Raw genomic sequence first — 25,428 nt, 5'->3', positions numbered from 1 at the left:
GCCAGTCGTCATCGGCCTCGCCTCTCAGCGTGTCGAACCCGTTGCCGCCCCTGAGCGTATCGGTACCCGCACCGCCCTCCAGCCGGTCAACCCCGCCGCCGCCGTCGAGCGAGTCATTGCCCGCGCCGCCGGAAAGCGAGTCATTGCCTATACGACCCAGCAGCGTGTCATCATCATCGCCGCCCAGGAGAGTGTCCCTGTCGGCACCCCCGTCGAGAGTGTCGTTGCCGGTTCCGCCGTCGAGCGTGTCAAGACCGGATTCCCCATACAACAGGTCGTCACCGTCACCGCCGTTCAACTGATCGTCTGACTCGCCGCCGAATATGACGTCCCGCCCCCCACTTCCGTCCAGAGTGTCAGATCCGCCGTAGCCGTAGATGAATTCGTCGCGATGACTGGCAGTAATACTGTCCGGAAGACGACTTCCGTAAAGCTTAGGCGATGTCAGCGGTGTCTCACCGGGAGACCTCATCAGGTTCAATATGTCGGACGTGCTGAAGTCACCCGGCAGCAGCGACTGCCCGCTCTCGCTATGCAACTCGATGATCTCGCCTTCATATTCCAGTACCGCACCCCACAAAGTTGGAGTGATCGTGAGCTGCTCGACGCTGTAAAGCAGGCCAAATGCTGATAGGTCCAGCCGGTCAATGCCGGGTGTGAAGTCAAGGATTTTGTCGCGTTGACCATCCGGAGTGAAGACAAAGATGTCACTTCCCGGGCCACCGGTCAGAATGTCCTCTCCCCTGCCATCGACGAGAATATCGTCTCCATTCTCGCCAGAAAGCACGTCGTTTCCGTTGCCACCCGCCAGTATATCGTCGAGCGCGGCCCCGGACAGCGTGGCATTGCCGACACCCGCGACAACGCTCAGACCGATCCGCGACAGATCAAATGTGATTTGCGTGACGCCGGGCTCAGAGGCGCTAGCTGCGATGATATGGATCTCCTCGCCAGTAACTGCGAGTGCCAATGCTGAGACATTCGAAAGTGTCGTCGCGGCGCTGTCGGCAAAGGTCGCGAGCAAGAGGAGCCGTCCACCAGGCAGGATCGTGAACAGGGACAGGCCATCATCACTTCCGGCGACGGCGATAAAGGCACGGCCATGGGTCGCGGTGGCGTCGACCTGACTGGCGGACGCAAAACGCGTAAAAAGGCTGTCAACGATGTTGTCCGTGGCAACAAGCGCACCGGTCGAATTGAGTGTGAATACGGTCAATGTCGCGCTTTGCGCCGAAGCGAGAACCAGATAGTCCACTTGACCCAGACGAACCGAAACGAGGTCAGTCGGAACCGAAATACCAAGTCCATCCGGCGCGCCGATCGATTGTTGGACCCCGATGGTGCCGTCCGGATTAATCGCATAAGCAACCAACCGATCCTGATCGGCAAGTGCAGTCACCAGCCATGGACCGCCAGTGCCTGTAAGTACCGCCATGTCCGAGATGACAGCAATCGGCGCACCATTGATCTGCGGCAGGCTATCCACCGAGACCGTCGTACCAGAAGTGGTGATTTCGAAACCCCACAGGCCCGCCGCATCGTAGCGCGATGCGAACAGATACTGACCCGCGATTGTCTGGACCACGATGACTTCGTCAAAATGGACCCCTACCGCACCGGGGTCGGCCCAATAGCCCGGGTTCGCAAATGTGCCGGATGCAGTCAGCCAATTTGCATAGGGAGCTAATGTCGCGATCCCGGTCGTCAGCAATGCATCGCCTACCGATGTCGCAACAAAGGTCAGTTCTGGTTCTGCCGTCGCCGCAAGGGACGGCGTCAGCCCGAGCTGATCGGTCATTTGCGGTCCGGCACCCTCCGACAGACTGAACGCTGTCAGCCCAGGAATGCCGCGTGACACGGTGACAAGCCGTATCTGTCCGCCAACCGTGACGACTTCAATCTCGGTCACGCCGTCAAGATACGGCGAAACTGATGCATCGACGGTCGTTATTCGCTCCAAAGAAAGCACTAGCATCCCGAAAGTCAGAAACTTTTCGCGGCCATGCTTTCACGCGGAGATTAACTGAGCGTTGTTAAAACCCGAGCCCCGCCCAGCTTTGTTCAGGCTTCAGCGCCGATTCTTCCGGAACTGTCTGCTGTGTCTGCTCGGGCGGCTTCCTCACCTTCGCAAGTCCAATGCCGCGCCACCGCACGCAAAGCCGCCTCATCTCTGCCCCGTAGCGTCTCACGTAGGTCGCGAAGGGCAGCAGCCGTCTCGATTTCTGACAGGTGGGGTTCACGCACTGCAGTGATCTTGGGATGCGCGGTCCCCGACACTTCGCTCGACACCGAAAGTTCCTCATGCAGCTTCTCGCCCGGTCGCATTCCGGTTATCACAATCTCAATGTCCCCATCGGGATTGTTGGCGTCGCGAACCGAATAACCCGACGCAATGATCAACCGCCGTGCAAGGTCAAGGATGCTTAAAGGTTCCCCCATATCCAGCACAAAGACCTCGCCCCCTTTTGCAAAGCTACCTGCAAGCAGAACGAGCCGCACAGCCTCGTGAATCGTCATGAAATAACGCGTGACGTTTTCATCCGTCAGCGTGACCGGACCGCCGCTAGCGATCTGTTCCAGAAAGAGCGGCAGAACCGATCCGGATGAACCGAATACATTGCCGAAGCGAACGATGGAGAAAAGCGTCCGCTCAGATCGGGTGGCGAGATCCTGAACCACCAACTCTGCAAAGCGCTTGGACATGCCCATCATATTCGCGGGACGCACGGCTTTGTCCGAGGAGACGAGCACGAAGCGTCGGACCCCGGCATCGCGCGCACATTGTGCAAAAGTTGCGGTGCCAAGTGCATTATTCTCCAGCCCGGCCGATGGGTTTGCCTCGACAAGCGGAACATGCTTGTAAGCAGCCGCATGAAGAACGACATCCACGTCGTTGCTCCGCAAGACCCGCGAAACCAGACCTGAATCCCTGACGGAACCGAGTATCGACACGATCTCGGTTCGACCTTTTGACAGCTGCCGCAATTCGCGTTCGGCTGAATACAGCGCAACCTCGCTTAATTCCAGAAGCACCAGCCTGCGGGGATTGAAAGCGACGAGTTGTCGGCACAATTCCAAGCCAATTGTCCCGCCGGCACCCGAGACCAAAACACTAGCCCCAGAATAAACCTGGTGTTCATCTGCGGTTGCCGGGTCGTCAATCTGCGCACGGTTTATGAGGATTTGCGGAGAGACCGGCATCAACTGGTCAATCAGCTCCGCCTCCCCGATCAGCTGGGCAAATGCCGGAAGCGTCTGTACGTCCAGACCGAGCCGCTCCAGGCGGTGCGAAAGAGCATTCTGGCGGAACGCCGGTGCCGACGGCATAGCGAGGATCACTTGGTTGGTCCGCAGGTTAGCAGCGGCGGTTTCAACCTCGCGTCCGGGAAAGACCGGAAGCCCGGCCACAACGAGCCCAGCCAATGCCGCATTGTCGTCGACGAACCCCACCGGAATGATGGACCCCCGCGATCTCATCGCCGCGGCGAGCGTCATGCCAGTCCGGCCAGCGCCATATATGAGTACCCGCGTGATCGCATCGCTTCTGCCATAGATCTCACGGACCACCTGCAAGAGCATTACCCGCGCGCCGCCGGTCAGGGCGGTGTAGATGAGCCCGAACACGATGTGCAGGCCGGGCGGCAAACCAAGCCCAATGCTCTCCGAGAAAACCAAACCAATGAATGCCATAAGCGACGCGAACACCGCCAACTTGCCCCAGCCGGCGATATCGAAATCCTTCAGTCTAATGTCGGTGGTACCCAGCACGAGCGCCAGAAATGGTGCAACCGCAAACAGCAAGAGAAGCAATAGGATGTTCTCGGTAACATCGGCCATCGGAACGAGCGTACTGCGATGCACCGCGAATGCCCCTAAAAGCGCGAGCGGAATCATCGCCAGATCGACAAAGAGAAAGATCGATCTTTTGCGCCTCTGGGTAAGCGACGCGATCAGCTTGACCGGTGTCATTTCTTCGTTATCCGTTGCATTTGGCCAGTGCCTGCCATTGCCGTCGACACTTCAACGAGTCGGTCCGTTTCATTCAGGCCCAAATGGCGCTCCACAGCAACAGTTCGACTGTCAGAGAGAGATGCTCAGACCGAAATCCGCGAAGGAGTGCGGGAATCGGAGAACACTTAATAGCGGAATATACACATAATTGTACGACCTATGATTGCACAATCCAGACACAATTTCCAATGTCGCTGATACCGGATATCGAGCCGCGCTTTCGCCGGAATGCAACGCTCACGGTAGATCCTATCCGTTTCTTCTGCTGTCCTGCATGCCGACAGAAGCTGCTCCTCCCGCCGGTGATAGAGAAGCGAGGCCAGCCCCGTCACACCCGGCCGGGCCTTCAGCACGGCACTGTAAAGAGCCGGATATGACTCGACATAGCACCGAAGCGGCGGACGTGGACCCACAAAGCTCATATCTCCCCGTAAAATATTGTAGATCTGCGGCAACTCATCGAGACGCAGCCGCCGAAGAACACGACCCGTGGTGGTTATCCGGTTGGCCTTGTGCCCTCCCGAAACACCAAAATCGACCATGCCGCCTCGGGCGGGCCGCATCGTCCGAAACTTCCATAACGTGAAAGAGCGATTGGGCGTTTGCATACGCTCCGAAGCGAACATGACAGGCCGACCGTCAAAACAAAAAATGACAATCGCCACCAAAGCCAAAAGCAAGATGATAACTGGCAACAACAGCAGCGCCAAACCGATGTCAAACAGTCGTTTGTTTGGCGTCATCGCGATACTCCGCCCCGCCGTTCCGTGACGACTGTAGGGTGCGGAACCAAACCGCGGTAGTCGGCGACAATCTCTATCGCATCGGCCCGGTTGGGCCGCCCGATCACCTGCGACAGACGCGTAATATCGAGGCACAGTTCCGGGATCACAGTCGGCGGGGCGGGCATTGGCCGCCAAGACCGACCGTCGGCTTCCAGCAAGTCGTCCATTGCCACTGCGCCCTCGAGAGCGATGTTAAGAATGGGCGGAAGCGTCGCGCCCCCGCGACCTAGTGCAAACAGCTTGTGGAGCATCTTCGACAATGCCTGCGGTCCGATGTAACTCCTCCGGGGTCCATGCCCGTCGGCACAGATATCCAGCATCTGCGGCCCATTTGCCGCACGGGTCCCTAGCAGTTGGTCAGCCCCGGCAACATTGCCAATCCTGAGACAGGTTACGGCAGGTCCGTTATCCCAGTTGCCGGTATTTTGAAGGGCTACCTCCTCCATAGCAAGCTTCGCACGGCCGTAATCCGACACAGGCTGTGGCACTCCGTCCTCCCCTGTGCCAGTCTCCGCCCGGCCATAAACAGCGGCACTAGAAGCCAGAAACACTTGCGGCACGGAAGCAGCCCGGGCCGCCCTGATCGAGGCCAATGCAAGATCGCTGTTCAGTGCGAGTTCGGACGGACCTCCAGCCGTCACCCCGGCAAGACAGAAAATTGTGGTGGCACCGGCGGCTGCACGGGCAAAACCGGACGGATCGCCCAGTGGATCGAGACCGTGTCCGTCGCTCGCGCGTCGCGATTGCCAGACCAGCCCCTCCCGCCCTTGGCGCGCCCACGCCAGCCGCAGCAACCCGCCAAGGCGACCGGTTCCACCGACAATCAGAACCTTTTCGGTGTTGCCGGGTTTCATCCTTGTGGCCGTCGGCATGTTGATTTCCTGACGATGCGCCGGTCGTCCTAACCAGTATTACCGGCATAACACCAGTGCGTGCCGGAGCGAAGCCCCGCAGGGACCGGCGCACGAGTCACGCCAAGGATTGCCTCGGGCGGCATGACACGCCATGATCGCGCGGCCTGACGGGGGATATTCATGCGTAAGTTTCTTGTGGTTCTCGACGACAGCCGCGAATGCCTGAATGCGATGCGCTATGCAGCACTTCGGGCCGCTCATACCGGTGCGGGGGTGACGATTCTCTCGGTCATTCCGCCCGAAGAGTTCCAGCACTGGATCGGCGTGGCCGATATCATGCGGGCCGAGGCACGCGAACGGATCGAGGCACATTACGAGGTCTTCGCCAAGTGGATGCGGGACCGGCAGGGGATTGAGCCGGAACTGGTGATCCGCGAGGGCGAGGCGATGAACGAGATCTTCGCGCAAGTGAATGAAGACCCCGAGATCGGCGTTCTGGTCCTTGGTGCGGGCACGGAAAAGGGCGGCCCGGGACCCCTGGTGACGCAGATGTCGAAGAATTCTGGAAGCCTGCCGATCCCGATCACCATCGTGCCGGGCGAGATGTCGAAGGAACGGTTGGAAGCGATCACCTAGGGCGCGTCCAACTCAGATGCCTGCCCAAACAAACCGGCCTGACGCGCCGCTCTCGGATTACCCGCGCTATCCGGCGCTGGATGTTGTCGGCCTTGCGGGACTCAGGGCGGCGGTGTATCTGCAACGCCATGAAACGGATTTTCGACATGGATGATCGTGCGCGTCTGCCCTGGCGGTTCTTCGGCGCGACGATGACGGTGCTGGCCCGACTTTGATCGGCACCGATTCCTGTCGCCTTTTGGATTCCTGTAAAACCGGAGAGGACCGATGTCCCCCAAGACGCTCTATGACAAGATCTGGGATGCCCATGTCGTTGATACCCAGGACGATGGCACCTGCCTTCTGTATATCGACCGCCACCTCGTGCATGAGGTGACGTCGCCTCAGGCCTTCGAAGGCCTGCGCATGACCGGCCGCACCGTGCGCGCACCTGAAAAGACCATCGCGGTGCCCGACCACAACGTGCCCACCACGCTCGACCGCGAAAAGGGGATCGAGAACGAGGAAAGCCGCATTCAGGTCGAGGCGCTCGATAAGAACGCCAAGGATTTCGGCGTGCATTACTATCCGGTCTCGGACATCCGGCAGGGCATCGTCCACATCGTCGGTCCGGAACAAGGCTGGACCCTGCCGGGCATGACCGTGGTTTGCGGCGACAGCCACACCGCGACCCACGGAGCCTTCGGCGCACTTGCCCACGGCATCGGCACCTCGGAGGTGGAGCATGTTCTGGCCACCCAGACGCTGATCCAGAAGAAGTCGAAGAACATGAAGGTGGAGATCACCGGCAAGCTGCGCCCCGGTGTGACCGCGAAGGACATCACGCTTTCCGTCATCGGGGCGACCGGCACGGCGGGCGGCACCGGCTATGTCATCGAATATTGCGGCGAGGCGATCCGCGATCTCTCGATGGAAGGCCGCATGACGGTCTGCAACATGGCGATCGAAGGTGGTGCGCGCGCTGGCCTGATCGCGCCGGACGAGAAGACGTTCGAATACGTGAAGGGCCGCCCGCACGCGCCGAAGGGTGCGCAGTGGGAAGCCGCGCTCAACTGGTGGAAGACGCTGAAGACCGACGAGGGCGCGCATTTCGACAAGGTGGTGACGCTGAAGGGCGAAGATATCGCCCCGGTCGTAACCTGGGGCACCTCGCCCGAGGACGTGCTGCCGATCACCGCTGCGGTGCCGAGCCCTGAGGACTTCAAGGGCGGCAAGGTCGAGGCGGCACAGCGCTCGCTCGACTATATGGGCCTGAAGCCGGGGCAGAAGCTCACCGACATCAAGATCGACACGGTCTTCATCGGCTCCTGCACCAATGGTCGGATCGAGGATCTGCGGGCCGCGGCGGCAATCCTGAAGGGCAAGAAGATCAAGGACGGCATGCGGGCCATGGTCGTGCCGGGCTCAGGCCTTGTGCGGGCGCAGGCCGAGGAAGAGGGGCTGGCGCAGATCTTCCTCGATGCCGGGTTCGAATGGCGGCTCGCGGGCTGCTCGATGTGTCTGGCGATGAACCCCGACCAGCTCTCGCCGGGTGAACGCTGCGCAGCCACGTCCAACCGCAACTTCGAGGGCCGTCAGGGTCGGGGCGGACGCACCCACCTGATGAGCCCCGCAATGGCGGCGGCGGCGGCGGTCACCGGTCACCTGACCGATGTGCGCGAGATGATGAACGAAACGGTATGACGGCGCGCGCCCTGTCCCGACGGATGCCATACGCAGGCCGTACGGAAACGGGACGGGCGCCAGCCACCGAATAAGGACCAGACACCATGGATAAGTTCACCACCCTGACCGGGATCGCAGCGCCGATGCCCTTGGTCAATATCGACACCGACATGATCATCCCCAAGCAGTTCCTGAAGACGATCAAACGCTCCGGTCTCGGCGCCAATCTCTTTGACGAGATGCGCTTTACCCAGGACGGCAAGGAAATCCCGGACTTCGTGCTGAACCAGCCCGCCTATCGCAATGCCGAGATCCTCGTGGCGGGTGACAATTTCGGCTGCGGTTCAAGCCGCGAACACGCCCCCTGGGCGCTTCTCGATTTCGGCATCCGCTGCGTGATTTCCACCAGCTTCGCCGACATCTTTTTCAACAACTGCTTCAAGAACGGCATCCTGCCGATCGTCCTGCCGCAAGAGCAGGTCGACATCCTGATGGAAGATGCCCGCAAGGGCGCGAACGCCCGGATGACGGTGGATCTTGAGGCGCAGACCGTGACCACGTCCGACGGGCAAAGCTTTGGATTCGAAGTCGATTCGTTCCGCAAGCACTGCCTTCTGAACGGCCTCGATGACATCGGCCTGACGCTCGAAAAAGCGCCTGCCATCGACCGGTTCGAAAATGAGGCAGCTCAGGCTCGGCCTTGGGTCTGACACAATTCAAACCACAATATATTGGGCCGCCCCTTTCGGGCGGCCCTTTCTCAAGACCATTCGGCGGATTTTTGCGCAGAAAATGATGCAAAGCCGCACCAGTTCTTCCACGAAAACGCCTTATTGCCAGCATTAACCTTAACCCAAAGTTGATGGGGAGGCGGAATTGCGCGCATGCTCGGTCACAATGAGGCAGTTCGCCGCTCATGGCGAGCCCGCGTTGGACCAGAGATCCGGCAATGAACCGGTTCCGGCCATGCGAGGGGAATAGGGACGTGTTTTCGCAGCTCACCGGAGCGGTTGTCAGAGCGTTGCTGGTCGTTGTGCTGATCGCAACGCCGTCGCTCATGCTTCCCGGTGTGTCGTCCGACACGACCCAGATCGTGGCGCTCGTCGCGCTCTTTGCCGCTGCGCTGACCTTCTTTGAATATGCTTCCACCTATCCCGGCCTTGTCGAGTTCCGCGACGCCCCGCCCTTCAACCGCCTGCGCTTCCTGTCGCTTTTCGTGACCGTGCTGGTCCTGTCGACCATCGTGCGCGGACAGACCGCCCCGACCACCCTGACCACCTTTGTCGAGGCTATCGGCAACCGTATCGGGGCCGTTATCGACGTGCCCTACAGCCCGGTAAGGCTGGTGGTTCTGATGCTCCCCGACGGGATGAGCCTTGATCACATGATCCTCGTGCGCACGACATCGGGCATTGCCTATGTCATCTCGCTCCTGACGCTGATTTTCTTCGTGATCTCCATGCGGCTCATCGGTTGGCCCAACCGGATGGGCAGCTTCAATGTCTGGATCAACCTGCCGACCTTCGATCCGACCACGGGCGGCGACGTCGTCAGTCGCCTTCAGCGGGATTCGCGGTTCAACATTGCACTCGGCTTCCTTCTACCGTTCATTATCCCTGCCGCGGTCAAACTCGCGTCGCTCGCCTTTTCGCCGGTGACGCTGGAAAGCCCGCAAACGCTGATCTGGATGATGACTGCATGGGCCTTCCTTCCTGCTTCCCTCTTCATGCGCGGAATTGCGATGGGCCGGATTGCCGGCATGATCGCCGAGAAGCGCAAGCGCAACAGCGCTTCGGCATCCGACGCGGAACTTGTGCCAGCCTGATCCTGGCAGCCCTTCTGATAGCGGGACCAACGGCCGCCGAAACGCTGCGCATCGCCACCTACAATGTCGATCTGAGCCGCAAGGGACCGGGTCTTTTGCTGCGCGACATCCTGTCGGGCAAGGACAAGCAGGTGATAGCGGTCACCGATGTGATCGCGGGGGCGGCGCCTGACGTTATCCTCCTGACCGGATTCGACTACGATCTCGATGGTCTGGCCCTTGCGGCCCTGGCCGACCGGCTTGCGGCCTTGAACGCCGAATACCCCTACCGATTTTCGCTTCGTCCAAATACCGGCCGGGCCACGAGACTGGACCTCGATGGCGACGGCAAGACCGGCGGGTCCGGCGACGCTCAGGGCTATGGGCGTTTTGCCGGGGCAGACGGTATGGCGATCCTGTCTCGACTGCCGATCGCCGAGAAGGACGTCGCCGACTATTCGGATACCCTCTGGCGCGACCTGCCCGGCGCATTGATCGGTGGGGTAGGCTTGCCGGAAGAGGTAATGGAGGTTCAAAGTCTGTCCACGACAGGGCATTGGGCGGTTCCGGTCGTTCTGCCTGATGGCGCTCAGCTGACGCTTCTCTGCTGGTACGCCACCCCGCCGGTCTTCGACGGGCCGGAAGACCGCAACGGCAGGCGGAACCACGATGAGGCGGCGTTCTGGACGCGCCTCCTGGACGGCGCGCTGGCGGCCCCTGCCCCCAAGCCGCCGATGGTCCTGCTTGGCGACGCCAACCTTGACCCGATCGACGGCGATGGACGGCCCGAGGCGCTGCTCGCACTGCTGTCCGACCGGCGCTTCGTCGACTCGCTGCCGAGAAGCTCAGGCGGAGCACAGGCGGCCAGTCAAGGCGGGGCGAACCGGTCACATCGCGGCGACCCGGCGCTCGACACTGCCGACTGGCCCGATGTTCCGGGACCCGGCAATCTCCGGGTCGACTACGTGCTGCCCTCCGCCGACCTAAAGGTCACGGGCTCCGGAATATGGTGGCCCATCCAGGACGACCCAGCGGCATTTGCGGCGGAAACGGCGTCACGGCACCGGCTTGTCTGGGTCGATATCGACCTGCCTTAACCAACGGCTCGTCACGTGGGAGCTGGACTTAAACGCAACTCACGTTGCGGGAATCTTCACCGAAGGCGGCCCGCAACGGGACATCTGCTTGACCCTGCGGCGGGCTTTGGCTAGGCGAGCCATGATCCTATTCAACGGCTAAGGAGCCCCGACGTGGCCAATCCTTCCATCCTCATCCTGCCCGGCGACGGGATCGGCCCCGAAGTCATGGCCGAGGTCCGCAAGATCATCGACTGGTTCGGCGCGAAGCGCGGGCTCAACTTCGATGTCAGCGAAGACCTGATCGGTGGCGCCGCCTATGACGCCCATGGCGTACCGCTGACGGATGAGGCGCTGGCCAAGGCGCAGGCGGTGGACGCCGTCCTGCTCGGCGCGGTTGGCGGGCCGAAATACGACAACCTCGATTTCGCGCTGAAACCCGAACGCGGCCTGCTGCGCATCCGCAAGGAAATGGACCTCTTTTCCAACCTGCGCCCTGCCCAGTGCTTCGACGCGCTGGCCGACTTCTCGTCGCTGAAGCGCGATGTGGTGGCCGGGCTCGACATCATGATCGTGCGGGAACTGACGTCGGGCGTCTATTTCGGCGAACCGCGCGGCATCTTCACCGAAGGCAATGAGCGTGTCGGCATCAACACCCAGCGCTATACCGAATCCGAGATCGCCCGTGTGGCGCGGTCGGCCTTTGAACTCGCGAAGCGCCGGAACAACAAGGTCTGCTCGATGGAGAAGGCCAATGTGATGGAATCGGGCATCCTCTGGCGCGAAGTCGTGCAGAAGGTGCATGACGAGGAATATCCCGAGGTCGAGCTTTCGCACATGTATGCCGATGCGGGTGCGATGCAGCTTTGCCGCTGGCCCAAGCAGTTCGACGTGATCGTCACCGACAACCTCTTCGGCGACATCCTGTCCGACTGCGCGGCGATGCTGACTGGCTCGCTGGGCATGCTGCCCTCGGCCTCGCTCGGCGCGCCGATGGCCAATGGCCGCCCCAAGGCGCTGTATGAGCCCGTCCATGGCTCGGCCCCCGACATCGCTGGCCAAGGAAAGGCGAACCCGATCGCCTGCATCCTCTCCTTCGCGATGGCTTTGCGCTATTCCTTCGATCAGGGAACCGAAGCCGACCGGCTGGAAGGCGCCATCGAGGCGGTTCTGGCCTCGGGCCTGCGCACGGCCGACCTGATGGGACCGGAGGGCGGCAAGCCCGTCTCCACCAGCGAAATGGGCGACGCTGTCGTCAAGGCGCTGGATGCCTCGCTCGCCTGACACGCTACGACAGAACTGGAAGGGGCGCCACTCGGCGCCCCTTATTCATCTGACCCCAGAAAATGAAAAACCCCCGGGGCGTGCCTCGGGGGTTGATCGTCTTGCGGGGTCGCCCCCGCCAGCTGTTCCAGTCGCTTCAGAGAGCGCCTTCGCGCTGGGCCTTCTTGCGTGCCAGTTTGCGGGCACGGCGGATGGCCTCGGCCTTCTCGCGCGCTTTCTTGACGGACGGCTTCTCGAAATGCTGCTTGAGCTTCATTTCACGGAAAACCCCTTCGCGCTGAAGTTTTTTCTTCAGAGCACGAAGCGCCTGTTCGACGTTGTTGTCGCGAACGCTGACCTGCATGTGGTTGTCACCACCTTCCTAAGTTAGAGTTGCAATCAGTTGCAGGAGGCGGCCGTATAGCAAAGGCCCCGGCTTTTGTCTATGGGGTGGATGCGGAGGCGGCAGACCATGGAAAACAAGGGCTTCGATATCGGTTCGGCGAAGGAACGGCTCATGGAGGCCGCCCTCAGCCACGCAGTGTTCGATGGCTGGTCCGAGGCCACGTTCCGTGCGGCCTGCGAGGATATCGGCATCGCCCCTGCTCTCGCCCGTGCGGTCTTCCCCCGCGGGGCGCTCGACCTCGCCATTGCCTATCACAAGGCAGGGGATGCAGCGATGGTGGCCGCCCTTGATGCCGAGGACCTAACCGCGCTCCGGTTCCGCGACCGGGTGGCTTTGGCCGTTCGGCTTAGGCTTGAAGGGGCTGACCGGGAACTCGTGCGACGGGGCGCGGCGCTCTTCGCGTTGCCGCAGAATGCCGCGACGGGCGCTTCGCTTGTCTGGGGCACGGCGGATGCGATCTGGCGCGCCCTTGGCGATACGTCGGAAGACATCAACTGGTATTCAAAACGCGCGACGCTTTCGGCGGTCTATTCATCCGTCGTGCTTTACTGGCTCGGCGATGACAGCGCCGGGCAGGACGCCACATGGCAGTTCCTCGACCGCCGGATCGAGGATGTGATGCGGTTCGAGAAGTTCAAGGCGCAGGTGCGGGACAATCCAGTGCTGGGCCGGGTGCTGGCGGGACCGATGAAGATACTGGAGCGTGTTCGGGCACCAACGGGCGCGCCGGGTGACCTGCCGGGACGGATGACAGGCAAGGAGGGCGCATGACGCTGCCAAAGACGATGCGGGCGATCGAAATCTCAAAACCGGGCGGGCCGGAGGTGCTGACCCAGGTCGAGGTGCCCGTGCCCGCGCCGGGCCCCGGTCAGATCCTGATCGAGGTCCATTGGGCGGGCGTCAACCGCCCCGACGCGCTGCAACGCGCGGGCGCTTACGCGCCGCCGCCCTCGGCCTCACCCCTGCCGGGGCTGGAGGCGTCGGGGCGCGTCGCCGCCCTTGGCCCGGATGTGTCCGGCTGGACGGTCGGGGACGAGGTTTGCGCGCTCCTGCCCGGCGGCGGTTATGCCGAATATGTTGTGACCCCCGCCGCCCATGCCTTGCCGATCCCGAAAGGCATGAACCTGCGCGAGGCTGCCTGCCTGCCCGAGACCTGCTATACGGTGTGGTCCAACGTCTTCATGCGCGGCAGACTCAGGGCGGGCGAGGCCTTTCTCGTCCATGGCGGGTCCTCCGGCATCGGTACGACCGCGATTCAGATCGCCTCGGCCCTTGGCGCCCGCGTCTTCGCGACCGCCGGTTCGGCCGAGAAATGCGCCGCTTGCGTGGACCTCGGCGCTGAGCGGGCGATCAACTACCGCGAGGAGGATTTCGTCGACATCCTCAAGGCTGAGGGCGGAGCGGACGTCATCCTCGACATGGTCGGCGGTGACTATATCGCGCGCGATCTGAGGGCGCTGGCAGATGACGGGCGGCTGGTGCAGATCGCCTTCCTGCAAGGCCCGAAGGCCGAGATCAATTTCGCGCCGATGATGATGAAGCGCCAGACCATCACCGGCTCTACGCTCAGGCCCCAAAGCGACCTTGCCAAGGCGCGGATCGCGGAGGAACTGCGCGCCCATGTCTGGCCACTGATCGATGGCGGACGCCTCGCGCCAGTGATGGATTCGGAATTCCCGCTCGATCAGGCCGCCGAAGCGCACCGCCGCATCGAAAGCTCGGGCCATATCGGCAAGATCGTCCTGAAGGTGCGCTAACCTTCCCGGCAAAAAAGAACGCGCCCCGAAAGGCGCGTCCCATCTTCATCTTGCCCGAAATACTCCGGGGGTCCGAGGGCAGCGCCCCCGGCTCCGGCGGTCAGGCTTGCTTCTTGCCCTTGTAGGGCGCCCAGATCCGCTTGTTGGTGAGGTACAGAAGCACCGTCAGCAGGCCAAGAAACAGAACGCCCACGAAGCCCACCTGCTTGCGCGCCATCATCTTCGGCTCGGCCGCCCACATCAGGAAGGCGGAGACGTCCTCGGCCATGTGATGGACCGTGTTGTCATGACCGTCGGCATATTCGACCTGACCGTCCGACAGGGGCGGATTCATGGCAATGAGTCCCCCCGGGAAGGCGGTGTTCTCATAGAACGTGGTGCCGACCTGTTCGACCTCATGGCCGGTATAGCCGGTGAGGATCGAATAGATGTACTCCGCCCCACCGATGCCCTTGAAGAACTGGTTGATCCCCGAGCCGTAGGGCCCGTGGAAACCGGCGCGGGCCTTGGCCATCAGGCTCAGGTCCGGCGCGTTTTCCAGCGAGGATTTCGGGAAGAAGTCGTTCGGCGTTGCCTCACGCTCTTCACCCGTCTCCTTGTCGATGGCGGTGAACTGCGCGGCGTAGGCACGCACCTGATCTTCCGGCAGATGCGGGCCGCCTTCATCCGAGAGCGTCCGGATGGGCACGAACTTCATGCCGTGGCAGGCGGCGCAAACCTCGGTGTAGACCTGAAGGCCGCGCTGCAGCTGGTGCTCGTCATATTTGCCGAACGGGCCTTCGAACGAGAAGGCCACATCCTCGATATGCTGCTCACCACCACCGGCGGCGAAAGCGGCACCCGACAGGGCAAGAACGGAAGCGGCCGCGATTGCGATATTTCTCAGCATCTCAATCAATCCTTTCCGCTCACTCGGCCGGAGTGCTTTTTGCGCCGTAATGCGCGTTGAAGTCATCCTCGATCGTCGCCGGCGGGGTCGTCGGCTTTTCGATCACACCCAGAAGCGGCAGGATCACGAGGAAATAGGCGAACCAGTAGGCCGACCCGATCAGCGAGATGATCGAATAGGGTGGTTCGGCCGGCATAGCGCCGCACCACATCAGGACGACGAAGTCGATGATCAGCAGGTAGAACCACCAGCGGAACATCGGCCGGTACTGACCAGACCGCACGTTCGACGTGTCGAGCCACGGCACGATGGCCATGACCGCGATCGCGCCGAACATCGCTAGCACGCCGAAGAACTTGGCGTCGACGATGCCGAAGGTGACCCAGTTTGTCAGCATGACGACCCAGACATCCGAGGTGAAGGCGCGCAGGATCGCGTAGAACGGCAGGAAGTACCATTCCGGCACGATATGCGCGGGCGTCGCCAGCGGGTTCGCTTCGATGTAGTTGTCGGGGTGGCCAAGGTAGTTCGGCATGAAGCCGACGATGGCGAAGAAGACCACCAGAACCACGCCCAGCGCGAAGAGGTCCTTCATCACGAAATAGGGCCAGAAGGGCAGAGTGTCCTTCTCGGCTTCCGCTTTCGAGCCACGCCGCACCTCGACACCGGTCGGGTTGTTGTTGCCCGTGGTGTGGAAGGCCCAGATGTGAACGGCAACCAGCGCCGCGATCACGAAGGGCAGGAGGTAGTGGAGAGAGAAGAAGCGGTTCAGCGTGGCATTGTCCACCGCTGGTCCACCCAGAAGCCAGGTCTGGATCGGCTCGCCGATGCCCGGGATTGCGCCGAAAAGGCCGGTGATAACCGTGGCGCCCCAGAACGACATCTGGCCCCACGGCAGGACGTAGCCCATGAAGGCGGTGCCCATCATCGCAAGGAAGATCAGGATACCGACAATCCAGGTGATCTCGCGCGGGGCTTTGTACGAGCCGTAGAAGAGGCCGCGGAAGATGTGGATATAGACGGCAAGGAAGAAGAGCGATGCGCCGTTGGCGTGAATGTAGCGCAGCATGTAGCCGCCATTCACGTTACGCATGATGTGCTCGACCGAGGCGAAGGCCTGATCGACATGCGGCGTGTAATGCATCGCAAGGACGATGCCCGTCGCGATCTGAAGAACGAGGCAGAAGGCCAGGACGATGCCCCAGATCCACCACCAGTTCAGGTTCTTCGGCGTCGGTATCATAAGGGTGTCGTAAGCCAGGCTCACGATCGGCAGGCGGCGGTGAAGCCACTGCTCAAAACCCGTCTTGGGCTCGTAATGGTCGTGCGGAATACCAGCCATCTTTCAGCCCCCTCAGCCCAGCTTGATCGTGGTTTCGTCGGTGAAGGCCGCGACCGGCACCGGCAGGTTGGTCGGCGCAGGGCCTTTGCGGATCCGGCCTGCGGTGTCGTAGTGCGAACCGTGGCAGGGGCAGAACCAACCGCCGAAATCGCCCGCTCCGTCGCCCAAGGGCACACAGCCGAGATGGGTGCAGACGCCCATCATCACCAGCCATTCGCCGGCTTCGTCCAGCGTGCGGTTTTCGTCCGCCGCATCCGCCTCGGCGCCGATGTTGGCGTTTTCAGCCCCGCTATCGATCAGATCGGCCAGCGGCACCGCGCGGGCCGCGTCGATCTCTTCCTGCGTGCGGCGGCGGATAAAGACCGGCTTGCCGAGCCATTTGACGGTCAACTGCGTGCCCACCTCAACGCCCGAGACGTCGACGAAGATCGACGACAGCGCCTGAACATCGGCGGAGGGGTTCATCTGGTCAACGAGGGTCCAGACGGCGGCGCCGCCCGCGACCGCCCCGGCGCCCGCGGTGGCGTAGTAGAGGAAATCCCTCCGGGTGCCTGCGTGGTCTTCAGCTTGGGACACGAAACTTTCTCCCTTCTTCGACCGGCGGGCCGGTCCTGCGACGAATGGGCCGCAGTTTCCCGCAGCCTTCCCGGGCGGTTATTAGCGGCCAAATTCGGGCCCGTCCAGCGGACAATCGGGCGCATCGGGGGCTCTGCGGCACTGTTGCCTCGGGGTGGCGGCGAAAAAGTCACGGGCGAGAGAGTGCCGATGAGGGCGATCAAGGGTGATTCCCCGCGCTTTCCCGTTTCCGAAATGGGTCGCCGTGCTCCTGTCGCGGTCACTCGGCAAAGGAGCATCATGCCGGAAGGATCGTGCCGTCGCGACGCCATGCGCTGGACCTATGAGGGTCAGCCGGACGGGCGCTGTGTCGCGATAGCTGGTTCTGAACGGGTCAGGGCAGAAGACCCGCCGCCAGCCTGACCGCAAATCCAGCGAAGAAGAGTCCGACCGCACCATTGATGACGGGTGCGGCCCGCAGATAGGCGCGTGCAGCCGGAGCCGTGGAAAACGCGACGGCATAGGCCGCGTGAATTGCGAAGGCGATGGCAGAGGCACCGGCGCAGAGAAGCGCGATATCGCCTGCCCCAGCGCGGGCCACAGGGAAGAGCGTGAGAATCAGCACCCAGGTCGTCAGCGCCTTGGGATTGAGCGCGTTGACCGACAAAGACCGCAGGAACGCGGCGCGAAGCGACAATCCCGAACGACCGGCCAGTTTCTTGCCCGTGCCGCGCCAGCCCTGCCATGCTGCGCGCAGGTATCGCGATGCGAACCACAGAAGCAGGCAGATCGCGATCACCGTCAGAATCGCGCGCGCCGCAGGCAGGGCAAGAAACAGGGCGGCCATGCCCAATGTCATGCCGACACACCAGATCCCGATCCCCAGTGCCACGGCGGCGGCCGAGGCAAGCCCGGCCGCGCGGCCCGATCCCATGGCGGTTGTGATCGTGTTCAATACGTTCGGCCCCGGCGAGGCGATGTTCATCGCCAGCACCGTCCAGACCGTCAGGAACGGCGCAAGGGGCAGGCTCACCCGGCGGGCTCGGTCGCCTTCATGGACGGACGCCGCAAGAAGGCGTTGTACCATGTCGACAGTTGCGCCCGCCCGTCACGCCAGTTGCGGGCCCCGTGGCGGAAATCCAGATACCCAAGCGCGCAGGCGACCGCGATTTGACCCATGTCCAGTGGGTCATTCAGATGGCCCATCCAGCGCTCCTCCAGCGCGTCGAGCGCGCGGGCGATCTTGGACCATTGGCCTTCGACCCAGGGCTCAAACCGGATGTCCTCGGGCCGCAGCCGCGATTCGTAAACCATAAGAAGGGCGGCCTCCAGAATGCCGTCCGCCGTCGCCTCCAGTGTCAGGGTCTGCCACAGGCGTGGCGCGGGCGGGTAGAGCGTGCCGCCCGCGCGGTCGTCGAGATAGCGGCAGATGACCCGGCTATCATAGATCGCCGTCCCGTCGCCGGTGTCGAGCGCGGGGATCTTGCCCAGAGGATTGAGATCAAGCGGCTGGTTGCCCGGATCAAGCGGCGTGCCGCCCGAGGTGACAAGCTCCACTTCGTCCGCCTGCCCGGTTTCGTGCAGAAGCACCATGACCTTGCGCCCGTAAGGCGTTGTCGGCGAGTGATAGAGCCGCATTCTGTTTCCTAAACTTTCCGGACCCGGAAACGGCCGAGCGCGGCCGCGTCGATTTCGATGGCCGTATCTCCCCAGCGGATCACCCTCCGGAACCGGGCGGCGGCATTGGTCTGCCCGCGGTCGGCAGGGCGGTGAACCGCGACGCCCTCATCCATATCGTCCAGTGCATCCTCGGCGCGCTGATCGGTGCGGCCCTTGCGCAGCGCCCGGCGAAGACCATAGGCCGCAAGCGCCACGGCGCCGTAGCGAATGGCAAACCCGGCAATGGGGGCAAGTGGCAATGGCATCGGACCCTCCCTTGTCTGGTCCCTCTGTCATCAGGAGATGAGAAGGCGGTGCGGGATGTCAAGGCCGGTCGAGTTGTTATGGATCAACGCGCAGATATTGTCCGGTGCGATACTGGCGTGAATATCTTTTGTAGAACCGGCAGTCGCACATGGACCAGGAAAACAAGGGGACCTTTGGCACACCCGTCGCGGTTCTTGGGGCAAGCGGCGGCGTCGGGCGCAGGATCGTTGACCGCCTGCTGACCGCCGGTCATCCTGTGCGCTGCCAGACTCGGAACGCGTCCCGCTTGTCGGATCTCTCGGGTCGCGCCGATGTCTGGGCGTTCGATCCGCGGGATGAAACCGCGTTAACCGGCTTCGTCGCAGGCTGCAGGGCGGTGATCTTTGCCCTTGGCACCGACCGGATGGGCGCCACCACGCTTTTTTCCGATGTCACGGTCGCATTGATCCCGGCCATGAAGGCCGGCGGCGTGCGCCGTCTGATCGCCATCACCGGTGTCGGTGCGGGCGAGACACGCGGCCATGGCGGGTTCTTTTATGACTGGATCATCTTTCCGCTCTTCACCCGTGCCCGCTATCGCGACAAGGACCGGCAGGAAAAGATGATCGCTGCCTCGGGGCTTGACTGGACCATCGTGAGACCAGCGCCGTTTTCTGAACGCCCCTCGGCCGGATCGATTTCCGTTCTGAACGAGATCACGCCCGACACACGCCTGACAAAGATTACGCGCGATGAAGTGGCCGATTTCGTTGCTGCGCAGATTGATGACCCGTCCCATCTGCATCGGTACCCGTTTATCGGCCATACCTGACGGTCCAACCCGACGCATCGGCCCCTTGCAGGACAGGCATGAAGGTGTCACGCTGTTGCCGTTCTCAGGGCGGGGTGCAATTCCCCACCGGCGGTATGGGGGAAACCCCGAGCCCGCGAGCGCCCTTGCACCAGCGAGGGGTCAGCAGACCCGGTGAAAGGCCGGGGCCGACGGTAACAGTCCGGATGAAAGAGAACGTGCGCGAGCCACTCTTCGGGGTGGTTTTTCGCCCGTGATCGCCTTGGGTGACGTGTCGTTCACGAAAGGAGATCACCAAGATGACACACACCCGTTTTGCTTTTATCAAGGCCAACTGGCACGCCCATATCGTCGATCAGGCGTTGGCCGGGTTCCGCGAGGTTATCCACGCCGATCGGATCGATGTATTCGACGTGCCGGGCGCGTTCGAGATGCCGCTTCTGGCGCGCGATCTGGCGGCTTCGGGCCGCTATGCGGCGGTGGCCGCCGCCGCCTTCGTCGTCGATGGCGGCATTTACCGGCACGATTTTGTGGCGCAAGCCGTGGTGGATGGGCTGATGCGCGCGGCGCTCGACACCGGGGTGCCCGTGCTCTCGGTGTCGCTGACCCCGCATCAGTATCAGGAGACGGCGCATCACAACGCGATCTATCGCGCGCATTTTGTCCAGAAAGGGCGCGAAGCGGCGGAGGCAGCGCTGACAATCGGGCGGACCCGCGCAGCGCTGGCGGCCTAAGTCGAAGCAACGCAGCGGCGGTATCCGCCGCTGCGAAGTGATGTTATTTCTGCAGCGACTCCAGATACATCGCAAGCGAAAGAACACGTCCCCGGACCTCCAGAACGGATCCGTAGGGATTGGCAGGGCCCGGTTCCGTCGATGCGAAGACCCTGCCAAAGACGGGCATGGGACCACCGTGCGCGCGCACACCTGTCCGCCCATCGATAATGTGAATCACGTTGAGCATCGGAAACTCGCCGTCGTTGTTCGTGGCAAGCAGAGTAAGGTTGGGCGCGGGAATGGTCATCAGATTAGCCATGTCTCCATCGCCCGCCCCGCTCGCGCCGTGGCATGCCGCGCAGTAGTCGTCGTAAAGCGATTTTCCGATATCAGCATCCTGTGCCAACGCCGCCCCAACAGTGAAGCCGCAAGCGGCAACTATCGAAATCATTGTTGCAAGTCTTGGCATGTTGCTCCTCCCATACCACCAGTGTTTTGCCAGAACACTATTGCTTACATTCCTGCCGATGAATTTGATTTGAATCACTGGATGTTCAGAATGATGCAAGAAGCCGGGCACCGTCATGACCCGCGATCGTGGCGGTCAGCAGCGTGCCTTCCGGTTGATCACTGGCGAAGGCCACTTCTGTAAATTGCTCGGTCCGGCCGAGGCGGGGACCTTCCGTGAGGATACGATGACTACGGCCCTGTTGCGCGTCGAGATGACGGGCAAGGGCCGTCTCTCCGGCTGCACGGAGGCGGGCGGCGCGATCCTTTATCGCCGGACCTTTCACTTGCGGCATGCGGGCGGCGGGCGTGCCGTCACGGCGGGAATAGGGGAAGACATGCAGGAAGGTCAGGCCGCAATCCTCGACGAGCTTCAGGGAGTTGTCGAACATCGCCTCGGTCTCGGTCGGGAAACCGGCGATGATGTCGGCGCCGAAGATCATGTCGGGGCGCAGGCGCCGTGCCTCTTCGCAGAACCGGATCGCGTCTTCGCGAAGGTGGCGGCGTTTCATCCGCTTCAGGATCAGGTCGTCGCCATGCTGGAGCGAAAGATGCAGATGCGGCATCAGGCGCGGCTCGGTCGCGATGGCCTGCATCAGGTTCTCATCCGCTTCGATCGAATCAATTGAGGAGATACGCAGCCGCGCAAGGTCCGGCACCAGCCTGAGGATGCGCATGACAAGATCGCCGAGCCGGGGCTGGCCCGGCAGGTCGGCACCCCATGAGGTCAGGTCGACCCCCGTCAGGACGACTTCGAGGAATCCCCTGTCCACCAGCCGCTTTATCTGATCCACCACGACGCCTGCAGGAACCGAGCGGGAGTTGCCGCGCCCGTAAGGAATGATGCAGAAGGTGCAGCGGTGATCGCAGCCGTTCTGGACCTGCACATATGCGCGGTGGCGGCCGAAGCCGTCGATGAGATGCCCGGCGGTTTCGGTGACGGACATGATGTCGTCGACCATCACCCTCTCGGTCTCGCCGATCAGATCGGGGGCGTTTAGCGACTGCCACGTCTCGGCCTGCATCTTCTTGGTATTGCCAATGACCTTTGTCACTTCCGGCATAGCGGCGAAGGTTTCAGGTTCGGTCTGGGCGGCGCAACCAGTGACGATGAGCGTCGCATCCGGATTCTCGCGGCGGAGCTTGCGGATCTCCTGCTTGGCCTTGCGCACCGCCTCAGCCGTTACCGCACAGGTATTCACCACGACCGCGCCCTCAATCCCGGCTTTCGCCGCGAGTTCCTTCATCGCTTCCGTCTCATAGGCGTTGAGACGGCAGCCGAGGGTGGAAAAGACTGGTGGCTTCATGGATGGGCGTCGATGAAGTCAGTCGTCAGCCAGCCATCGAAGACATGCGCCGTAGGGCCGGTCATCCAGACCCCGTCCTCGCGCCAGTCGATCTCCAGCGTGCCGCCATCGAGATCGAGAACGACATGCCGCCCGGTCAGGCCGCGCAGATGCGCCGCAACGGCCGTGGCGCAGGCGCCGGACCCACAGGCCAGCGTGATCCCCGCACCGCGCTCCCACACCCGCATGCGCAGGCGGTCGGGGCCGGTCAGGCTCGCATATTCGACATTCGTCGCCTTCGGAAACAGCGGATGGTGTTCCATCGCCGCACCGTCTTTCGGCAGATCTACTGCCTCGGCATCGGCGACAAAGAAGACGCAATGCGGGTTGCCCATACCGACAGCCGCCGGATCGCCCGGGATCGGCAGGTGCATCAGGTCGACCTCATACGAAAGCGGCACAGCCTGCCAGTCGAGAATCGGCGCCCCCATATTGACGCTGACCAATCCGTCGGCCCGACGCACGGCACCAAGCGTCCCGCGTTCGGTCACGAAGCTGACGTCATCCCGACCGAGACCCGCCATCACGTGATCGGCCACGCAGCGCGAGGCATTGCCGCAGGCGCCCGCCCGGCTACCATCCGAATTCCAGAAATCGAGCGCGAAATCGGCGCCCTCCGCATCGCGGATTTCGGCCAGTTGGTCGAATCCGACGCCCCGATGGCGGTCGCCAAGTGCCGCAGCCAGCGCGGCCGTAGTCACAGGGGAACGCCCCCGCGAGTCGATGACCACGAAGTCATTGCCGGCGCCGTGCATCTTCCTGAATGCGAGGCCGTCAGAGGGGCGATTATCTTTCATGGCGTGCCATATACGCCCGGGCAAAGGTTTTTGCCAGTGGCGCTTGCTTTTGCTCTTGACCACCATTTGCGAGCTTCCTAAAGAGGCGCCCTGTGATGGGCCCGTAGCTCAGTTGGTAGAGCAACTGACTTTTAATCAGTGGGTCACAGGTTCGAATCCTGTCGGGCTCACCACTTTCTCCGATCAAACATGCCCGGGTCGTTTGATCGACATACGCCGATTGGATGCCGGGCCTGAACCGACAGGCTGCAACAAGCTCTGGCATACCTGCGGAAAGGGCTTCCGGCACGCAAGTTCCGGATTGAAGGGACGTGCAATCAGAGCAGCAGCGACGCAGCCCCTTCGTGCCGGAGCAACGCGACCTTTGTCTCAACCCCTCCCGGAGCGGAAAACCCGCCGAGTCCGGCTGCGCCGAGAATGCGGTGGCAGGGCACGATAATCGGGATCGGATTGGCGCCGCAGGCCTGCCCGATGGCCTGCGCCGGCAGGCCCAGGTCCTTCGCCAGATCGCCATAGGTCCGCGTCTCGCCGATCGGAATTGCGCACATGGCACGCTGGACATCTCCGGTCAGACCCGGGGCAAAGGCGATCGGCAGATCAAAGGTCTTACGCTTGTGGTCGAAATATTCGGCTAGTTGACGGCAGGCCTCATCGAGAAGCGTCGACTGGCCCTCATCCTCCAACTGCCCTCCCCAGTCCAGCCGCGAAAGCGCACCGTCGGTTTCCGTGAGGACCATCCGGCCAAGCGGACTGTCGAATACCTTCCTATGGATCAATCCGCCCTCTCCGTCGGTCCGCATGCTCTGCAGTTCATCGCCGCCAGTACCTTGATCGAAGGCGATGCTCGGCGCGGGCCACGATAGAGCACGACGCGGGCGGAATCGATGGGGGGGAACCGATCCGCTGGGGAAAACTCCCGCACCCTTCTGGGATCGTGCTCCGCGACAACCTGCTGCTGGGTTCGAATTCCGGGAGGAGGCATCGCCCTTAGGCAGCCCGCGCGCCCAGACCTTCCACCGCCCGCGCCCAGCGTCCCACGGCTCCTTCGCCCGGATGGCTCGCACCCGCGAACCAGGTGAACCGCGCCGGGCGAATGCCGACAAACCCAAGGACCTGACCGCGCAGCTGATGGATCAGCGCATTGCGGTATTTCAGCCGCTGGAACCAGCCCGGCGTGTCCGAGGTCACGATGACCCGTGCGCTGCGCCCGTTCAGCAGCGGCGCCGGCATGCCGATCATGTTTGTCACGCGCGTATCGAAGGTGGTGCCCGGCAGGAACGTCCGGTCGATCAGCCCCTTGAGCTTCGCCGGCAGACTGCCCCACCACATCGGCATCGTCAGAACGAAATGATCGGACCATGTCAGGTCCTGCATCACGTCTTCCAGCACCGGCTCCAGCGGCTTCCAGTCCTTGAAATTGCCCTGACCGAAATCGGCATCGAACTCCATGTCGCTCAGATGGGCTATCCTGACCTCATGGCCCGCGGCCTGCGCCGCATTTGCATAGGCCTCGGCGAAGCCGCGCGACAGCGAGGTCGCGGCAGGGTGCCCGTCGAGTATGAAGATCCGTTTCGCTTGCATGATGCTCTCCTTAAATTGACCACGGTCATCTTTATGGAAATAATTGACCGTGGTCAATATTAAATTTGACCACGGTCAGAACTTGCGCTAGACAGCCTCATGGCACGCGCCGTTCAGAAGCGAACCCTTGAGACCCGCGCGCGGCTGATCGCGGCGGCGGAAGGCGTCATTGCCGAGGTCGGGTATGAGGCGATGCGGGTCGAGGAAGTGGTGCTGCGCGCCGGTGTCGCCAAGGGCACGTTCTTTGCCCATTTCCGTGACAAGGAGGCTTTGCTCGAACTCCTGATCGGCGCCCGGATCGACACCGAGTTGGACCGGATCGAGGCGCTGCCCGCACCCGCTGATATCCCCGCGATTGTCCGGGCGCTGATGCCGCTGGTCGCGGTGATGATTTCCGAACGTTATGTCTTTGACCTGATCCTGCGCTATTCCGGCGCGGCAGGTGTGGCCGAGATCGGTCCCATTGCACAGACCTTCGCCCGCACCGATCAGGTTCTGGGAGAATGGCTGGCGCGCGGTCCCTTCCGCAGGGACGTCACGCCCGCGCTGCTCTCATCGGGCGTTCAGGCCTTCCTGATCCATGTGATCGCCCTGCATTTCTGCGCACTCCACCAGAAGCAGACCTTGCAGGAAATGCTGATGGAGCTTTTGCAGGCATGGCTGTTGCCGGGCGGGCGCATAAAGAATTAAGCGGGCCCGACCCGTCGGACCCGCTCGTGTCG

The 25,428-nt window shown here is 62.4% G+C and carries 27 protein-coding genes, 1 tRNA gene and 1 riboswitch; of the genes, 12 read left to right on the top strand and 16 right to left on the bottom strand.

Annotated elements, in window-relative coordinates:
* The 4 genes from OEZ71_RS17895 to OEZ71_RS17880 all read right to left on the bottom strand — a co-directional run.
* The coding region (locus tag OEZ71_RS17895; protein ID WP_263741413.1) for a calcium-binding protein at positions 1 to 1,969 on the bottom strand (1,969 nt) is incomplete at its 3' end.
* Positions 1,970 to 2,061: 92 nt separating this feature from the next.
* A complete protein-coding gene (locus OEZ71_RS17890) occupies positions 2,062 to 3,969 on the bottom strand; it encodes a polysaccharide biosynthesis protein (RefSeq protein ID WP_263741412.1) in 1,908 nt (635 codons plus the stop codon).
* A 167-nt stretch (positions 3,970 to 4,136) separates the two neighbouring features.
* Positions 4,137 to 4,754, bottom strand: coding sequence for a sugar transferase (locus tag OEZ71_RS17885; protein ID WP_263741411.1), 618 nt, complete (start codon positions 4,752 to 4,754; stop codon positions 4,137 to 4,139).
* The gene (locus tag OEZ71_RS17880; RefSeq protein WP_263741410.1) at positions 4,751 to 5,668 is read right to left on the bottom strand and encodes an NAD-dependent epimerase/dehydratase family protein; all 918 of its coding nucleotides are present in this window, start codon (positions 5,666 to 5,668) and stop codon (positions 4,751 to 4,753) included. Before OEZ71_RS17880 ends, OEZ71_RS17885 begins: the two co-directional genes overlap by 4 nt.
* 162 nt (positions 5,669 to 5,830) lie before the next feature.
* Here OEZ71_RS17880 and OEZ71_RS17875 point away from each other — a divergent pair, with 162 nt between their 5' ends.
* From OEZ71_RS17875 to leuB, 6 genes are all read left to right on the top strand, one after another.
* Positions 5,831 to 6,286, top strand: coding sequence for a universal stress protein (locus OEZ71_RS17875; protein WP_263741409.1), 456 nt, complete (start codon positions 5,831 to 5,833; stop codon positions 6,284 to 6,286).
* A 267-nt stretch (positions 6,287 to 6,553) separates the two neighbouring features.
* Positions 6,554 to 7,969, top strand: coding sequence for a 3-isopropylmalate dehydratase large subunit (gene leuC, locus OEZ71_RS17870; protein WP_263741408.1), 1,416 nt, complete (start codon positions 6,554 to 6,556; stop codon positions 7,967 to 7,969).
* 86 nt (positions 7,970 to 8,055) lie between these two features.
* Positions 8,056 to 8,661, top strand: coding sequence for a 3-isopropylmalate dehydratase small subunit (gene leuD, locus OEZ71_RS17865; RefSeq protein ID WP_263741407.1), 606 nt, complete (start codon positions 8,056 to 8,058; stop codon positions 8,659 to 8,661).
* A gap of 275 nt (positions 8,662 to 8,936) precedes the next feature.
* Entirely contained in the window at positions 8,937 to 9,776 is an 840-nt protein-coding gene (locus OEZ71_RS17860; RefSeq protein WP_263741406.1) for a hypothetical protein, read from the top strand.
* Complete coding sequence (locus OEZ71_RS17855) at positions 9,749 to 10,852, top strand: endonuclease/exonuclease/phosphatase family protein (RefSeq protein ID WP_263741446.1); 1,104 nt, start codon at positions 9,749 to 9,751, stop codon at positions 10,850 to 10,852. Before OEZ71_RS17860 ends, OEZ71_RS17855 begins: the two co-directional genes overlap by 28 nt.
* Positions 10,853 to 11,005: 153 nt before the next feature.
* Entirely contained in the window at positions 11,006 to 12,115 is a 1,110-nt protein-coding gene (leuB, locus tag OEZ71_RS17850; RefSeq protein ID WP_263741405.1) for a 3-isopropylmalate dehydrogenase, read from the top strand.
* Positions 12,116 to 12,251: 136 nt separating this feature from the next.
* Here leuB and rpsU read toward each other — a convergent pair whose 3' ends face one another.
* The gene (rpsU, locus tag OEZ71_RS17845; RefSeq protein WP_010398727.1) at positions 12,252 to 12,458 is read right to left on the bottom strand and encodes a 30S ribosomal protein S21; all 207 of its coding nucleotides are present in this window, start codon (positions 12,456 to 12,458) and stop codon (positions 12,252 to 12,254) included.
* A 108-nt stretch (positions 12,459 to 12,566) separates the two neighbouring features.
* Between rpsU and OEZ71_RS17840 the strand changes: the two genes are divergently transcribed.
* A complete protein-coding gene (locus OEZ71_RS17840; protein ID WP_263741404.1) occupies positions 12,567 to 13,271 on the top strand; it encodes a COQ9 family protein in 705 nt (234 codons plus the stop codon).
* Positions 13,268 to 14,257: an NAD(P)H-quinone oxidoreductase gene (locus OEZ71_RS17835; protein WP_263741403.1), complete on the top strand. Its 990-nt coding sequence runs from the start codon at positions 13,268 to 13,270 to the stop codon at positions 14,255 to 14,257. The genes OEZ71_RS17840 and OEZ71_RS17835 overlap by 4 nt, the downstream gene beginning before the upstream one ends.
* A gap of 100 nt (positions 14,258 to 14,357) precedes the next feature.
* On the opposite strand, the gene OEZ71_RS17830 is transcribed toward OEZ71_RS17835, so the two are convergent.
* The 6 genes from OEZ71_RS17830 to OEZ71_RS17805 all read right to left on the bottom strand — a co-directional run bounded on the left by OEZ71_RS17830 (position 14,358) and on the right by OEZ71_RS17805 (position 18,968).
* Positions 14,358 to 15,146 (bottom strand): cytochrome c1, encoded by a 789-nt coding sequence (locus tag OEZ71_RS17830; protein WP_263741402.1) that lies wholly within the window; start codon positions 15,144 to 15,146, stop codon positions 14,358 to 14,360.
* 19 nt (positions 15,147 to 15,165) lie between these two features.
* A complete protein-coding gene (gene petB, locus OEZ71_RS17825; protein ID WP_263741401.1) occupies positions 15,166 to 16,488 on the bottom strand; it encodes a cytochrome b in 1,323 nt (440 codons plus the stop codon).
* A 12-nt stretch (positions 16,489 to 16,500) separates the two neighbouring features.
* Complete coding sequence (gene petA, locus OEZ71_RS17820; protein ID WP_263741400.1) at positions 16,501 to 17,064, bottom strand: ubiquinol-cytochrome c reductase iron-sulfur subunit; 564 nt, start codon at positions 17,062 to 17,064, stop codon at positions 16,501 to 16,503.
* Positions 17,065 to 17,437: 373 nt separating this feature from the next.
* Positions 17,438 to 18,130 carry a LysE family translocator gene (locus OEZ71_RS17815; RefSeq protein WP_263741399.1) on the bottom strand — a complete coding sequence of 231 codons (693 nt, stop codon included), beginning with the start codon at positions 18,128 to 18,130 and terminating at the stop codon, positions 17,438 to 17,440.
* Positions 18,073 to 18,681 carry a glutathione S-transferase gene (locus OEZ71_RS17810; RefSeq protein ID WP_263741398.1) on the bottom strand — a complete coding sequence of 203 codons (609 nt, stop codon included), beginning with the start codon at positions 18,679 to 18,681 and terminating at the stop codon, positions 18,073 to 18,075. The genes OEZ71_RS17815 and OEZ71_RS17810 overlap by 58 nt, the downstream gene beginning before the upstream one ends.
* An 8-nt stretch (positions 18,682 to 18,689) precedes the next feature.
* Positions 18,690 to 18,968, bottom strand: coding sequence for a hypothetical protein (locus tag OEZ71_RS17805; protein WP_263741397.1), 279 nt, complete (start codon positions 18,966 to 18,968; stop codon positions 18,690 to 18,692).
* 149 nt (positions 18,969 to 19,117) lie between these two features.
* Here OEZ71_RS17805 and OEZ71_RS17800 point away from each other — a divergent pair, with 149 nt between their 5' ends.
* Both OEZ71_RS17800 and OEZ71_RS17795 read left to right on the top strand, forming a co-directional pair.
* Positions 19,118 to 19,780 carry an NAD(P)-dependent oxidoreductase gene (locus OEZ71_RS17800; RefSeq protein ID WP_263741396.1) on the top strand — a complete coding sequence of 221 codons (663 nt, stop codon included), beginning with the start codon at positions 19,118 to 19,120 and terminating at the stop codon, positions 19,778 to 19,780.
* A gap of 56 nt (positions 19,781 to 19,836) precedes the next feature.
* Positions 19,837 to 19,981, top strand: a riboswitch (FMN riboswitch).
* A 68-nt stretch (positions 19,982 to 20,049) separates the two neighbouring features.
* Entirely contained in the window at positions 20,050 to 20,493 is a 444-nt protein-coding gene (locus tag OEZ71_RS17795; protein WP_263741445.1) for a 6,7-dimethyl-8-ribityllumazine synthase, read from the top strand.
* A gap of 43 nt (positions 20,494 to 20,536) precedes the next feature.
* Here OEZ71_RS17795 and OEZ71_RS17790 read toward each other — a convergent pair whose 3' ends face one another.
* The 3 genes from OEZ71_RS17790 to dapF all read right to left on the bottom strand — a co-directional run bounded on the left by OEZ71_RS17790 (position 20,537) and on the right by dapF (position 23,125).
* The gene (locus OEZ71_RS17790; protein ID WP_263741395.1) at positions 20,537 to 20,944 is read right to left on the bottom strand and encodes a c-type cytochrome; all 408 of its coding nucleotides are present in this window, start codon (positions 20,942 to 20,944) and stop codon (positions 20,537 to 20,539) included.
* A gap of 85 nt (positions 20,945 to 21,029) precedes the next feature.
* Positions 21,030 to 22,289, bottom strand: coding sequence for a tRNA (N(6)-L-threonylcarbamoyladenosine(37)-C(2))-methylthiotransferase MtaB (mtaB, locus tag OEZ71_RS17785; RefSeq protein WP_263741394.1), 1,260 nt, complete (start codon positions 22,287 to 22,289; stop codon positions 21,030 to 21,032).
* Complete coding sequence (dapF, locus tag OEZ71_RS17780; protein WP_263741393.1) at positions 22,286 to 23,125, bottom strand: diaminopimelate epimerase; 840 nt, start codon at positions 23,123 to 23,125, stop codon at positions 22,286 to 22,288. Before dapF ends, mtaB begins: the two co-directional genes overlap by 4 nt.
* A 97-nt stretch (positions 23,126 to 23,222) precedes the next feature.
* Here dapF and OEZ71_RS17775 point away from each other — a divergent pair.
* Positions 23,223 to 23,298, top strand: a tRNA-Lys gene (locus OEZ71_RS17775).
* Positions 23,299 to 23,442: 144 nt separating this feature from the next.
* Here the strand turns inward: OEZ71_RS17775 and OEZ71_RS17770 are convergent.
* Together OEZ71_RS17770 and OEZ71_RS17765 are read right to left on the bottom strand one after the other, a co-directional pair.
* Complete coding sequence (locus OEZ71_RS17770) at positions 23,443 to 23,925, bottom strand: methylated-DNA--[protein]-cysteine S-methyltransferase (RefSeq protein WP_263741392.1); 483 nt, start codon at positions 23,923 to 23,925, stop codon at positions 23,443 to 23,445.
* Between the two features lie 187 nt (positions 23,926 to 24,112).
* Entirely contained in the window at positions 24,113 to 24,706 is a 594-nt protein-coding gene (locus tag OEZ71_RS17765; RefSeq protein ID WP_263741391.1) for an NAD(P)H-dependent oxidoreductase, read from the bottom strand.
* A gap of 99 nt (positions 24,707 to 24,805) precedes the next feature.
* Between OEZ71_RS17765 and OEZ71_RS17760 the strand changes: the two genes are divergently transcribed.
* On the top strand, positions 24,806 to 25,396 hold the full coding sequence (locus tag OEZ71_RS17760; RefSeq protein ID WP_263741390.1) for a TetR/AcrR family transcriptional regulator: 591 nt from the start codon (positions 24,806 to 24,808) through the stop codon (positions 25,394 to 25,396).
* Positions 25,397 to 25,428: the final 32 nt, after the last annotated feature.

The organism is Albidovulum litorale (genome assembly GCF_025751495.1).
GTDB lineage: Bacteria > Pseudomonadota > Alphaproteobacteria > Rhodobacterales > Rhodobacteraceae > Albidovulum > Albidovulum litorale.
The sequence above is the reverse complement of the archived record's forward strand: the minus strand, read 5'-3'. Positions and strand labels throughout refer to the sequence as shown.

Coding starts and splice junctions, on each gene's coding strand:
- OEZ71_RS17890 (WP_263741412.1), bottom strand. CDS start 3,969: ATGACACCGGTCAAGCTGATCGCGTCGCTTACCCAGAGGCGCAAAAGA.
- OEZ71_RS17885 (WP_263741411.1), bottom strand. CDS start 4,754: ATGACGCCAAACAAACGACTGTTTGACATCGGTTTGGCGCTGCTGTTG.
- OEZ71_RS17880 (WP_263741410.1), bottom strand. CDS start 5,668: ATGCCGACGGCCACAAGGATGAAACCCGGCAACACCGAAAAGGTTCTG.
- OEZ71_RS17875 (WP_263741409.1), top strand. CDS start 5,831: ATGCGTAAGTTTCTTGTGGTTCTCGACGACAGCCGCGAATGCCTGAAT.
- leuC (WP_263741408.1), top strand. CDS start 6,554: ATGTCCCCCAAGACGCTCTATGACAAGATCTGGGATGCCCATGTCGTT.
- leuD (WP_263741407.1), top strand. CDS start 8,056: ATGGATAAGTTCACCACCCTGACCGGGATCGCAGCGCCGATGCCCTTG.
- rpsU (WP_010398727.1), bottom strand. CDS start 12,458: ATGCAGGTCAGCGTTCGCGACAACAACGTCGAACAGGCGCTTCGTGCT.
- OEZ71_RS17840 (WP_263741404.1), top strand. CDS start 12,567: ATGGAAAACAAGGGCTTCGATATCGGTTCGGCGAAGGAACGGCTCATG.
- OEZ71_RS17835 (WP_263741403.1), top strand. CDS start 13,268: ATGACGCTGCCAAAGACGATGCGGGCGATCGAAATCTCAAAACCGGGC.
- OEZ71_RS17830 (WP_263741402.1), bottom strand. CDS start 15,146: ATGCTGAGAAATATCGCAATCGCGGCCGCTTCCGTTCTTGCCCTGTCG.
- petB (WP_263741401.1), bottom strand. CDS start 16,488: ATGGCTGGTATTCCGCACGACCATTACGAGCCCAAGACGGGTTTTGAG.
- OEZ71_RS17815 (WP_263741399.1), bottom strand. CDS start 18,130: ATGGTACAACGCCTTCTTGCGGCGTCCGTCCATGAAGGCGACCGAGCC.
- OEZ71_RS17810 (WP_263741398.1), bottom strand. CDS start 18,681: ATGCGGCTCTATCACTCGCCGACAACGCCTTACGGGCGCAAGGTCATG.
- OEZ71_RS17805 (WP_263741397.1), bottom strand. CDS start 18,968: ATGCCATTGCCACTTGCCCCCATTGCCGGGTTTGCCATTCGCTACGGC.
- OEZ71_RS17800 (WP_263741396.1), top strand. CDS start 19,118: ATGGACCAGGAAAACAAGGGGACCTTTGGCACACCCGTCGCGGTTCTT.
- OEZ71_RS17790 (WP_263741395.1), bottom strand. CDS start 20,944: ATGCCAAGACTTGCAACAATGATTTCGATAGTTGCCGCTTGCGGCTTC.
- mtaB (WP_263741394.1), bottom strand. CDS start 22,289: ATGAAGCCACCAGTCTTTTCCACCCTCGGCTGCCGTCTCAACGCCTAT.
- dapF (WP_263741393.1), bottom strand. CDS start 23,125: ATGAAAGATAATCGCCCCTCTGACGGCCTCGCATTCAGGAAGATGCAC.
- OEZ71_RS17770 (WP_263741392.1), bottom strand. CDS start 23,925: ATGCGGACCGACGGAGAGGGCGGATTGATCCATAGGAAGGTATTCGAC.
- OEZ71_RS17765 (WP_263741391.1), bottom strand. CDS start 24,706: ATGCAAGCGAAACGGATCTTCATACTCGACGGGCACCCTGCCGCGACC.
- OEZ71_RS17760 (WP_263741390.1), top strand. CDS start 24,806: ATGGCACGCGCCGTTCAGAAGCGAACCCTTGAGACCCGCGCGCGGCTG.